The organism is Alteromonas sp. 4NS20-0143, assembly GCF_057542855.1.
Genome location: NZ_BAAJLR010000009.1, coordinates 125,741 through 137,842, shown reverse-complemented (window position 1 = coordinate 137,842; position 12,102 = coordinate 125,741). Strand labels below are relative to the sequence as shown.

11 protein-coding genes are annotated in these 12,102 nt (G+C 42.3%); 7 read left to right on the top strand and 4 right to left on the bottom strand.

Annotated elements, in window-relative coordinates:
• Window positions 1-17: 17 nt before the first annotated feature.
• The 4 genes from AC27HD_RS16475 to AC27HD_RS16460 all read left to right on the top strand — a co-directional run bounded on the left by AC27HD_RS16475 (window position 18) and on the right by AC27HD_RS16460 (window position 2,694).
• Window positions 18-641: a c-type cytochrome gene (locus tag AC27HD_RS16475; protein WP_032095223.1), complete on the top strand. Its 624-nt coding sequence runs from the start codon at window positions 18-20 to the stop codon at window positions 639-641.
• Window positions 642-938: 297 nt separating this feature from the next.
• The gene (locus AC27HD_RS16470; RefSeq protein ID WP_487107180.1) at window positions 939-1,667 is read left to right on the top strand and encodes a class I SAM-dependent methyltransferase; all 729 of its coding nucleotides are present in this window, start codon (window positions 939-941) and stop codon (window positions 1,665-1,667) included.
• Between the two features lie 53 nt (window positions 1,668-1,720).
• Complete coding sequence (gene yihI / locus AC27HD_RS16465) at window positions 1,721-2,227, top strand: Der GTPase-activating protein YihI (RefSeq protein WP_032095224.1); 507 nt, start codon at window positions 1,721-1,723, stop codon at window positions 2,225-2,227.
• 14 nt (window positions 2,228-2,241) lie between these two features.
• The gene (locus AC27HD_RS16460) at window positions 2,242-2,694 is read left to right on the top strand and encodes a DUF2489 domain-containing protein (RefSeq protein WP_334065484.1); all 453 of its coding nucleotides are present in this window, start codon (window positions 2,242-2,244) and stop codon (window positions 2,692-2,694) included.
• Between the two features lie 252 nt (window positions 2,695-2,946).
• Here the strand turns inward: AC27HD_RS16460 and AC27HD_RS16455 are convergent, their stop codons facing one another.
• Entirely contained in the window at window positions 2,947-3,543 is a 597-nt protein-coding gene (locus AC27HD_RS16455; protein ID WP_487107177.1) for a DNA-3-methyladenine glycosylase I, read from the bottom strand.
• Between the two features lie 132 nt (window positions 3,544-3,675).
• On the opposite strand from AC27HD_RS16455, the gene glyQ reads away from it, so the two are divergent.
• The 3 genes from glyQ to AC27HD_RS16440 all read left to right on the top strand — a co-directional run bounded on the left by glyQ (window position 3,676) and on the right by AC27HD_RS16440 (window position 7,203).
• Window positions 3,676-4,581: a glycine--tRNA ligase subunit alpha gene (glyQ, locus tag AC27HD_RS16450; RefSeq protein ID WP_032095227.1), complete on the top strand. Its 906-nt coding sequence runs from the start codon at window positions 3,676-3,678 to the stop codon at window positions 4,579-4,581.
• A gap of 2 nt (window positions 4,582-4,583) precedes the next feature.
• Window positions 4,584-6,662: a glycine--tRNA ligase subunit beta gene (glyS, locus tag AC27HD_RS16445; protein ID WP_487107174.1), complete on the top strand. Its 2,079-nt coding sequence runs from the start codon at window positions 4,584-4,586 to the stop codon at window positions 6,660-6,662.
• 82 nt (window positions 6,663-6,744) lie between these two features.
• Window positions 6,745-7,203: an early set domain-containing protein gene (locus AC27HD_RS16440; RefSeq protein ID WP_032095229.1), complete on the top strand. Its 459-nt coding sequence runs from the start codon at window positions 6,745-6,747 to the stop codon at window positions 7,201-7,203.
• Between the two features lie 154 nt (window positions 7,204-7,357).
• Here the strand turns inward: AC27HD_RS16440 and gyrB are convergent, their stop codons facing one another.
• From gyrB to dnaN, 3 genes are all read right to left on the bottom strand, one after another.
• Entirely contained in the window at window positions 7,358-9,778 is a 2,421-nt protein-coding gene (gene gyrB, locus AC27HD_RS16435) for a DNA topoisomerase (ATP-hydrolyzing) subunit B (RefSeq protein WP_032095230.1), read from the bottom strand.
• An 8-nt stretch (window positions 9,779-9,786) separates the two neighbouring features.
• Window positions 9,787-10,875: a DNA replication/repair protein RecF gene (gene recF / locus AC27HD_RS16430; RefSeq protein WP_487107172.1), complete on the bottom strand. Its 1,089-nt coding sequence runs from the start codon at window positions 10,873-10,875 to the stop codon at window positions 9,787-9,789.
• A 114-nt stretch (window positions 10,876-10,989) separates the two neighbouring features.
• Window positions 10,990-12,090, bottom strand: a complete 1,101-nt coding sequence (gene dnaN / locus AC27HD_RS16425) for a DNA polymerase III subunit beta (protein ID WP_163107591.1) — start codon at window positions 12,088-12,090, stop codon at window positions 10,990-10,992.
• Between the last annotated feature and the right edge of the window lie 12 nt (window positions 12,091-12,102).

Below are 12,102 nucleotides of genomic sequence, written 5' to 3'. Positions count from 1 at the left end.
CCATTAAGAGATTATTTATGAAAAAACTGTGTTTGTTGGTTTGTATGTCACTGGGTCTTAGCGCTACAGCTGTAGCAAAAGGCGATGCGGAAGCGGGCAAAGCGAAGTCAGCGGTCTGTGCTGCCTGCCACGGCCCTGATGGCAATAGTATGATTGACATGAACCCTAAGCTAGCTGGGCAACATGAAAAATACCTCGTTAAACAACTTACCGAGTTTAAGCTTGCGTCCCAAACAGGTGGCGAAGAAGGCCGTAACAATGCGGTAATGAACGGTATGGCCGCTCCTCTTTCTACACAAGATATGGAAGACTTAGCTGCGTACTTCTCTAGTCAAGAAGCGACGCCAGGCGAAACGCCAGAGCAATACATCGAAGCTGGAAAAGCATTGTACCAAGGTGGTGACGAAGAACGTGGCATTACTGCCTGTATCGCGTGTCACGGACCGCAAGGTAATGGTTCATCACTATCAGGCTTCCCCGATATCAGTGGCCAACACGCAACCTATACCGCGTCTCAATTAAAATCATTTAGGTCAGGTCAGCGTCATAACAGTATGAATGGCATGATGCGCGACATCTCCATGAAATTAACTGATGAAGATATCGAGATATTGTCGAACTATATCTCTGGTTTACATTAAGTTTTTAAAAAACCTCTTTTGTTGTTAAAATTTTGTTACTTAAAAAGTTGTATTTTAGAATTATTAGTGTAATCTAACGGCGTAGTTTGTTGTTGCCCTTGTAGGCTTACAAACTAAATAACAAGAATAATAATAAAATACCCCATGGAAGATTGGATAAAGCGCCAAGAAGGCCAAAAACAAAAATAGCGCTCTGCTAAAAAAAATAATAAGGGGAGCACAGCTAGGGAAGCATAAAGCACAAAGATGTGTAAATAACGGGAGAGGTGTCATCTGACACTCATTCAAAATAAGGTGATGGTGCAAACCATCGCCTTTTTTTCTTTTTATTACCTGAGTTTTTATTTGGTAGTATCTCTTACAGCATTAATAACAGCGTTTCATCAACATCATATGCAATGTCCTCTGTGCTCTACTTCCGCCATAACTCCTTACTTTACAGACAAGAAAAGACCTTATCTGCAATGCAGTGAATGTGACCTTGTATTTGTACATCCCGACTTTCTACCTAGTGCACATAGCGAGAAAAGTGAATACGACAAACACGAAAACAGCTTTGACGATGAAGGTTATAAACAGTTTTTACGTAAACTTATAAATCCTCTTCTATCACTTATTAACACTGGCGAAAAAGCATTGGATTTTGGATGTGGGCCAGCTGCTGTTCTTGCGAAAATGTTAGAAGATGTAGGATTAGATGTCGACATCTACGATCCTTTCTATGCCCCTTTTGAGAAGGTGTTAAACCGCAAATTTGACGTCATTACATGTACCGAAGCAATAGAACACTTCCACCATCCCGCAAAAGAATGGGCCATATTAACGGGCATGCTAAATCCTAATGGTATTCTGGCCATTATGACAAAAAGAGTGATTGATAAAGAACGTTTTGCAACGTGGCACTATAAGAACGATCCAACGCATGTGAGCTTTTTCAGTGAACGTACCTTTTCTTATCTTGCTCGACGTGATGGTTTTGATATCAAATTCCCCGGTAGTGATGTCGTTTTGATGAGGAAGCTTTAAGCAATTCACGCTATAATGGGAAAGTCTTTTACACATTCTCTTATTTGGAATATATGTCACGTTCAAAAAAATCTCGCAAAGTTGGTCTTATCGGTGTTCGTAAGGATCCAGACTTTAAGCCTAGCGAAAATCGAAAATCTGAAACTCCACGTCCTAAAAAGCATAAAGGTAAGCCAGCTGGCAGTCGCCATAATGTAGAGCAAGGCAAAGCGGGTGGCGGAAAAAGTAGCGAAAAGAAAGATCCGCGTTTAGGCAGTAAAAAGCCTATTGCGTTAGTTAAGGCCAAAGGTGTTGCACCAACGCCTACTGAAAAGAAAAAGTATGCTACGCCTGCCCAAGAGCTTGCCGCCTTAGAAGCGGATCAACGTCTCGCCGATTTGTTAGATAACCTAGATGCAGATAAAAAGCTTACTAGAGAACAGCAGCGTTATGTTGATGAGAAGATGGCTCGACATCGCGTACTGTGCGACCTACTTGGTATTGTCGATGAAGACGATGAAGAAGAGAGCGATCCGTTTGATGAGTTAGACGCTATTAAGATTGACGACTTTAAGAACTAGAACGGGATATTTCAATGCTGTGGGTAGTACTAACTGGTGTAGCACTAGTAGTTATTTTGGGCCTTGGTGTTTACGCAGGTAAATTGCTATTTTTGCTTAAACAGCAAGGTATTCGACAGGATAAGGCCAAGAATTCACGTATAAGCAGCATAACTGAAAGCGTGATACTTATCGCAAAGGCGATGGAGCAGCAGCAGTGCGACTTATCTGAGGGCGTTATACGTATTGTTAACTTACTTAACGCGTTACCGCTCAACGAGCCGCCAGATTTTAAATCAACCTATCCACATACGTATGCTTTGTTTGTAGAGATAAGTGGTTTTGCCGTGTTAGAAGCTAGACAAAAGCTATCCAAACAAGAACGTAGAAAGCAAGACCAGGCGAGAGAGCAGATAGAATCTGAATACGAGTCGAAAGTGTTAGATGAGTTACCTAAACTCAAACAATACTGTGAGTCAATTGCGTGAGTATTCTTTATATAGGCACTTAGTTATAGCTACTAAGTTATAGCTATTTAGCTATACAATTAGCTAGCTGGCTATTCACCAACTAACAAAAGCGCGACTTATAAAAAAGCAGTATTGGTTTACTGCTTTTTTTGTGTCCGAGAATACATTTGTAGTTTTAGCGGCTTGCTTGAACTGCTCAACTAAAAAGCCTTTGTATCTATTACTTGATGGATATTCCTTACTGCAGCCCCCTTACTGTAGAAGCCTTACTTACGTCACACTCTTTATGGCAAGCTTTGTGGTTGCTTCATAGCAATGACAGCCTTTCTCATGATCGTTCACCATTCCAACTGCCTGCATAAATGCATAACAAATAGTTTCACCAACAAAGTTAAAGCCCGCCTTTTTCAGTGCTTTTGACATTGCTTTAGACTCTTCTGTCGATGTTGGAATATCATCATGAGACTGCCAATTATTCACCAGTGTCTTTCCATCTGTAAATTGCCAAATATACTGATTAAAAGGCTGTGATTTTTCTATCTCCAAAAAGGCTTTTGCATTTCGAATGATAGACGTAATTTTTAGTCTGTTTCTCACAATACCGGTATCGTGCATTAACCTTTCTACGTCGTCTTCAGTCATTTGGGCAATAGCGCTTGGCTCAAAATTATAAAAAGCGCGCTCGTAGTTTTTTTGCTTCTTGAGAATGGTAAGCCAAGATAAGCCCGCTTGTTGGCCGTCGAGGCACAATTTAGCAAATAGCGCCTGACTATTGGTTTCTGGAACGCCCCATTCATTGTCGTGATATGCCTGGTAAATAGGATCATCACTCACCCACGCACACCGCTTTACTGCGTTACTTACCATCAAATATTAAATCCTTGTTGTAATACCGGCTTTCTAGGCTTTTTTTCGCCCGTTACACCTACATACTCCGCGTCACAAATTGTATACTAAGCCATCTTTTTTTATGACAGCTAACTAATAAGCAGCGGATGTATGCAGAAATACGATATTAAAACCTTTCAAGGGTTAATTCTAGCGCTTCAAGACTACTGGGCGCGTCAAGGCTGCGTAATAATTCAGCCTTTAGATATGGAAGTGGGTGCCGGCACATTTCACCCTATGACATTCCTACGCTCGTTAGGCCCTGAGCCAATGAGCAGCGCTTATGTTCAGCCATGTCGCCGACCTACAGACGGTCGCTATGGTGAGAACCCGAATCGCCTTCAGCATTACTATCAGTTCCAGGTAATGCTAAAGCCCTCACCTGATAATATTCAAGAATTGTATCTGGGCTCTTTGAAAGAACTAGGTTTCGACCCACTTGTACATGATATTCGTTTTGTTGAAGACAACTGGGAATCACCAACTCTTGGCGCATGGGGCTTAGGCTGGGAAGTGTGGCTAAATGGTATGGAAGTCACTCAGTTTACCTACTTCCAGCAAGTTGGCGGTATCGAGTGCAAGCCTGTTACCGGTGAGATCACCTATGGCTTAGAACGTTTAGCCATGTATGTGCAGGGCGTAGACAGTATTTACGACCTCGTATGGACAGATGGTCCTCTTGGTAAAGTTACCTACAGAGATGTGTTCCATCAAAACGAAGTTGAGCAATCAACGTATAATTTTGAACATGCCAATGTAGAAGCGTTGTTTAGAACGTTTGATGAATGTGAGGCGCAGAGCGAAATTTTGATTGAAAACAATCTTCCTCTTCCGGCTTACGAACAGGTTATGAAAGCGTCTCAAGCATTTAATCTTTTAGACGCTCGTCACGCTATATCGGTAACCGAAAGGCAGCGTTACATTCTACGAGTACGTGCGTTGGCTAAGGCGTGTGCAGAAAGTTATTACCAAGCTCGCGAAGCATTAGGCTTTCCGCTTTGCAACAAGGAGGCATAGGCGTGCGTACGGAAAATTGTTTAGTTGAATTAGGAACTGAAGAGCTACCACCAAAGGCACTTAAAACACTTGGTGAAGCATTTGCTCAACAGTTTGAATTAGCACTTACCAGTGCCAACCTTCCTTTTGGTTCAGTAAGCTGGTTCGCCGCGCCTAGGCGTTTAGCGGTTTATGTTTCTGACTTGGCAGAAGGTCAAGAAGATAAAGTCGTTGAAAAAAGAGGCCCTGCGGTAAGCGCTGCATTCGATGCAGATGGCAACCCCACTAAAGCGGCACAAGGCTGGGCACGTGGCAACGGCATTGACGTTGCTGATGCAGAGCGTCTAGTTACAGACAAAGGCGAATGGTTGCTGCATAAGGCACACGTTCCAGGTCAAGGTGTAAGCACCCTCCTTGAGGGCTTAGTCAATCAGGCGGTGAGCAAACTGCCTATTCCAAAGCCTATGCGCTGGGGTAGTCATAGCACGCAATTCATTCGCCCTGTCCATACGCTGTGCGTACTTTATGGCAGCGAAGTCATCAATATCAACACCCTTGGTTTAGCAAGCAGCAGAACTGTACAGGGCCACCGTTTCCACGGCGAAGCTCGATTTGAACTTGATCATGCTGATAATTATGCGACGGCACTTGAGTCGCAATATGTCATTGCAGACTTTGAAGCGCGTAAAGCGAAGACTCGTCAACAGTTAGAAGATGCTGCTGCAGCGTTATCCCTAAAGCCTGACTATGATGAAGCTTTATTGGAAGAGATTGCTTCACTTGTTGAATGGCCAGTGGTCATGCAGGCAGAATTTGACGAGGGCTTCCTTGCGGTACCAAAAGAAGCGCTCATCTATACGATGAAAGACGATCAGAAATATGTTCCTCTTCTTAACGCCAATGGCGATTTGGTGAATACCTTCCTATTTGTGAGTAATATTGAAAGTAGCGATCCTATTCAGGTCATTTCAGGCAATGAAAAGGTTATCCGCCCTCGCCTAGCTGATGCTGAGTTCTTCTATAACAGCGATAGAAAAGTATCCTTAGAGAGCCGTCTCGATAGCCTAAGCACCGTGCTATTTCAAAAGCAGCTCGGCACGCTTAAAGAAAAATCAGAGCGCATCTCTGTGCTGTCTGGCTTTATTGCGGCACAAATAGATGCAGACGAAGCACATGCCACTCGAGCCGGACTGCTAGCTAAAGCCGACCTCATGTCTAACATGGTTATGGAATTTCCAGACGTACAAGGCGTAATGGGTAAATACTATGCCCTAAACGACAATGAGCACTCTGACGTTGCACAAGCCCTGTATGAACAGTATATGCCTCGTTTCGCCGGTGATACTCTTCCGAGTAACGGCGTGAGCGCGTCGGTAGCGCTTGCTGATAAGCTAGATACGCTAGTTGGTATATTTGGTATTGGTCAGCTACCTAAAGGTGACAAAGACCCATTTGCACTTCGTCGCGCGGCCATTGGTGTACTGCGTATTATCACTGAGTTATCACTTCCACTTGATTTAACTACACTAGTAACAAAATCAATTGAAGTTTATGGCAAAAAACTTTCAAATGACAAAACACAATCACAGGTTGTAGATTTTGTTCTTGGACGTTTTACAGCGTTACTTCAGGATAAACAGATAGCGATTGATGTTATTCAGTCGGTCGCGGCAAGACGCCCTACTAAGCCAGCTGACTATCTTGCGCGAATTAATGCCGTGGCTCTATTTAAATCGTTAGATGAGTCTGAAGCTCTAGCGGCAGCAAATAAACGCGTAGCGAATATTCTAGCAAAGCAACATGTCGATATTGACGCTACCGTACACATTAATGATGCCCTTCTTTCAGAAGCATCAGAAAAAGCGTTATTTGAAGCATTGACTGAGTCAGAAAAGAAAGTGAGTGAAGCGCTTGGTTCGCAAGATTACACGGCTATCCTTACAACTCTTGCAACGCTACGTGTCGCTATTGATGATTTCTTCGATAACGTTATGGTTATGGCAGAAGATGAAGCGGTTAAGAAAAACAGACTTGCGTTGTTGACGCTTTTAAGGCAACTTTTCCTTACTACCGCAGATATTTCTATACTTGCGAAGTCTTAGGCTAAATTTATGAGATAACAATATCTCGTAAAGTGAAATTAAAAGCCCGACTCTGTTGGGCTTTTTTATATCTGGAGTATTAGTGAAAAAGTTATTGTCAGTTTTATTGTGTTGTCTTTCACTCTCAGCGTGTTCAAGCAAAGGTGGATTTAGCATTCCAGAGCTCCCATCTTCATCACCTGCTATAGAGTTTGAGAATATGTATCTCAGAGGGGTTTTTAATTGGTGGGAAGCCGACCCTAGCTATAAATTTACCCGTAAAGGCGTTGAAAACAATGAAGCAGCATGGTCAGTTGATGTTGAGTTAATTGCAGATGGGCAACCTTACGACTTTAGATTGTCTGATGCTAACTGGACGCCTTCACAAAGCTGTGGAGGCAAGTACAAAGGTCAACCTGTTATGTTAGGCACAACAGTTTACTTAGCCTGTGAGCAAGGTTCAGAGAACCTTCAGTTCACTCCCTCATCTACCGGTATGTATCGCTTTGTTATTCGTCGCGCTGGCTCAAAAGAAGTGGCGCTTAAAGTGACTAAAATGTAGCATTAGCATTTCTTTTCACCGGCTTATCTATTTCTTTCTTCCACAAAAAAGGCGATTTTAATAAATCGCCTTTTTTATTTTAACGCCATCTAAAGCTGAATTGCTTTGCTTTAGCAAACAGCGTTACTTTTTGACTAGGGTTAATTTCAATAGCCTATACGTCAAGGTTTGCAACTTTCAGTGCATTCGCTTCAATGAACTCTCTACGAGGTTCAACCTGGTCGCCCATTAGCGTTGTGAACAATTGATCACAGCTAATAGCATCCTCAATGGTAACTTGAAGCATGCGACGACTGTCTGGGTCCATTGTAGTTTCCCATAATTGACTCGGATTCATTTCACCAAGACCTTTATAGCGCTGAATGTATTGACCGCGTTTTGCTTCATTCATCAACCAATCAAGGGCTGCTTTAAATGAGTCTACAGGTTGCTTACGCTCCCCACGCTGAATATAAGCCTCAGGTCCCATCATATCGTTGATAGCAAGGTTCAAGTCACGTAAACGTGCATACTCGTTAGAATCGATAAACTCTCTATCAATAATATACTCGTAGTCGATACCGTGCATACGCATGATAATAGTAATGTAATATTCGCTTAACTCTTGATCGCGTCTAATTTCGTAACTGTACGTCGCACCATCATTTTCGCGTTCAGTAAGCTGTGCAACAAAATGCTTAGCGACATTTTCTAGCGCGTCCTCATTTTTCAAATCTTGGACGTCAAGTGTTGGCGTATATAGCATTCTATAAAGCATAGACTGTGGCATTAACCGCTTCATACGATTAATCATTTTTTCCACGGCTTGATATTGCTTAACAAGATTCTCAAGACCAACACCTGAAATGCCTGGGTCATCAGAACTAGTGTGTAATGAAGAACCATCTACCGCTATGGACGTTAGGTAATTCGTTAATGAATCATCATCTTTCAGATACTGTTCTTGCTTGCCCTTTTTCACTTTATAAAGTGGTGGCTGAGCAATATACACGTACCCACGCTCAATAATTTCTGGCATTTGACGGTAGAAGAAAGTCAGTAGCAGCGTTCGAATATGAGAACCGTCCACATCCGCATCCGTCATGATAATGATGCTGTGGTAGCGCAACTTTTCAGGGTTGTATTCATCACGTCCGATGCCACAACCAAGGGCGGTAATCAGCGTTGCCACTTCTTGAGAAGATAGCATTTTATCAAAGCGCGCTTTTTCTACGTTTAGAATCTTACCTTTAAGCGGAAGAATAGCTTGGTTTTTTCTGTTTCTGCCCTGCTTGGCTGAACCGCCAGCAGAGTCACCTTCCACGATATAAAGCTCACTCAGTGCTGGGTCTTTTTCTTGGCAATCAGCAAGCTTGCCTGGAAGACCAGCTAAATCTAGTGCACCCTTTCGGCGAGTCATATCACGAGCTTTTCGCGCAGCTTCACGAGCGCGGGCAGCATCGATTATCTTGTTCGCGATAATTTTACTTTCAGAAGGATTTTCTAAAAGAAACTCTGCAAGCTTTTCATTCATTGCTGATTCAACCACAGGACGAACCTCTGAAGAAACCAGTTTGTCTTTTGTTTGCGAGCTAAACTTAGGATCAGGCACTTTTACGGAAATGACAGCGGTTAGACCTTCACGAGCATCATCGCCACTGGCATTAGTCTTTGCTTTCTTGTTTAACCCTTCCTTTTCCATGTAGTTATTTAACGTACGTGTTAAGGCGCCACGAAAACCGGCTAAATGGCTTCCGCCATCGCGCTGAGGAATGTTATTGGTAAAACAAAATACATTTTCTTGGAAGCTATCGTTCCACTGCATAGCAACTTCAACGCTAATACCGTCTTCTCGTTCAGCACTAAAATGGAACACTTTTTGGTGAATAGCTGTCTTTTTATCATTGAGATATTCAACAAACGCTTTGATACCACCTTCGTATTTGAAGTGGTCCTCTTTTCCGTCTCTCTCGTCTTTCAGCTTAATTGATACGCCAGAATTCAAGAATGAAAGTTCGCGCAGACGTTTAGCAAGAATATCGTAATGATAAAGAGTATTGGTGAATGTTTCTTCGCTTGGCCAGAAGCGGATCATAGTTCCACTTTTATCTGTATCGCCAGTTACTGCTAATGGCTCTTGTGGAACACCATGCTTATATTCTTGCTCATGGGCTTTACCGCCGCGACGGATGCGTAACTTGAGTCGGCTTGAAAGTGCATTTACAACAGAGACGCCAACACCGTGAAGACCACCAGAAACTTTATAAGAGTTATCATCAAACTTACCGCCAGCATGCAGAACCGTCATGATAACTTCGGCTGCAGAAACACCCTCTTCTTCATGAAGCTCTGTTGGTATACCGCGACCATCATCAGATACGGAAACAGAACCGTCGCTATGGATGAGTACGACAATTTCAGAACAGTGACCAGCAAGTGCTTCGTCAATTGAATTGTCGACCACCTCAAAAACCATGTGATGCAAACCGGTGCCGTCATCGGTATCACCAATGTACATACCCGGACGTTTTCTTACAGCGTCTAATCCTTTAAGTACCTTAATACTGGACGAGTCGTAGTTGTTCTCTTCTGACATACTAGCTTTTACTCCTCTTTCACGTTTCCATGTTCCACGTGAAACATTTTCTTTTCGTTGTATTTTTGTATAAATTCGAGTTGAGTGGACTCAATTGCAGTAACGAAAACCTGCGTGTCCATCCTTAATAACCCGTCAATAAATTGTTCCCTTTTGTCGGCGTCCAATTCAGCACCGACGTCATCTAACAGAAAAATACTTTTTCTATTTGTAGTGGTATTAAATAAATCTGTTTGTGACATTTGTAACGCAGCGACAGCCATTCTAAGCTGACCTCGGGATAACAGCTCTTGGGCATTCACACCATTCACTTTAAGCTTAACATCAGCTTTGTGCGGCCCAGAAGAAGTATGTCCTATTTTACCATCATACTCTTTCTTTTTAACTAGGCTTTCTGATAAAGACGCATCTTTTTCCCATCCTTTATAGTAACTCAGTTTGACTTCAAAGGTTGGTAAGAATTCTTTGGCGTATTTTTCAAATATTGGTGTCAATGCCTGAAGGTACTCTTCCCTGATCTCAGTGAGTTTTTCACCTAACAACGCGAACTGACTTTCCCAATACTGGTTTTCTGGAGCAGATAGATTAGCCTGCTGTTTTAGCAGTGCATTTCTATGCTTTAAGAATTTGGCGTATTGATTCGCAACCGACTGAAACTCATGTTTCACGTGAAACAATCCCCAGTCACAAAAACGACGTCTTTCAGAAGGAGAACCTATAATGAGGTCTGTACTTTGCGGCGTGAATAATTGAATAGGAACCAAGCTAACTAAATCAGAAAGCTTTTTAGAATGTTCACCATCGATACTACAGGTAAACTGGTCTCCCCTAGTTCGCTGAAATCCTATCTTTTGCTTATCACCATTTTCGTTATGACACGATGCAAATACACTAAACTCATTCTTATCGTGTTGAATGACAGCACTGTGTTTGTTGGTACGAAAAGAACGGCCAAACCCAAGATAATAAAGCGCCTCTATGAGAGACGATTTACCGCTACCGTTAATACCTTGGATGATAGTTAAAGAAGGAGACGGAAAGAAACTTATAGATGACAAATTACGGAAGTTCGCAATTTGGACCTGGTCCAATTTCATAATAGAACTCTAAAGGGAATAAAAGCGATACATTGATAAACAATGCACCGCTCTATCGATAGCATTTAAAATAATGCTGTAGGCCTTAAATTGATGTTTTTACTTTCTTCAGTGCTACAAACGCATAGGCATAATGACATAAAGCGCAGCATCATCAGCGTTATCTTCAATTAACGCACTCGCATTTGAATCAGACAAGCTAACCTTAACCATATCCGAATTTAAAGAGTTCAATACATCAATGAGGTACGCAACGTTAAAGCCAATTTCAAGGTCATCGCCTTCGTACTGCACGTCTACGTTTTCCTCAGCCTCTTCTTGCTCTGGGTTGTTGGCCGTAATTTTAAGCTCGCCAGTAGCAAGATTTAAACGAACGCCTCTGAATTTTTCATTCGATAAAATCGCTGCACGTGAAAAAGCTTCTTTTAACACCGCTTTGCTAGCAATAATTTCTTTATCGCCATTTTGAGGAAGTACCCTACGATAATCAGGGAAACGCCCGTCTACTAATTTTGACGTAAAGATAAAGTCATTTGAGAATATACGAAGATGATTGGCACCAATCTGCACCTTTAACGATTTATCATCGTCAGAGATTAACCGAGAAATTTCTAATACGCCCTTTCTAGGAATAATGACTTGGCGTGCCGGTAATGCAGTTTCATAGTTAAGACGACAAAGCGCTAATCTATGGCCATCTGTGGCAACTGTGCGAATAACATTTTCCTCGGTCTCTAGCGACATTCCATTCAAATAATAACGCACGTCTTGCTGCGCCATTGAAAAACTAGTGGAATCGATTAGACGTTTAAGGTCACTGCAAGACAGTTCGAACTCAACCTCACCTTCCCAGTCTTCCAAATTTGGATAATCACTGGCAGACAAAGTGGATAAAGTGTAACGACCGCGGCCAGCTCTAATGAGTGCTTTACTGCCATCGATGGAGAAGTGAATATCAGTACCTTCAGAAATGCCACGAATAATATCAAAAAGCTTTTTGGCAGGTACGGTAATTTCCCCTTCGGTAAATTCAGATTCAAGCTTAATGCTTGAAATAAGCTCAACCTCTAAATCTGTACCGGTTAACCACAATGCGCCTTCACTAACTTTAATGAGTACGTTAGATAAAATAGGCAACGTGTGTCTACGCTCAACAGCACCAGACACGAGTTGGAGGGGTTGTAAAAACTGTTCGCGGCTTATAGTAAATTTCATCGCAGTGCTATC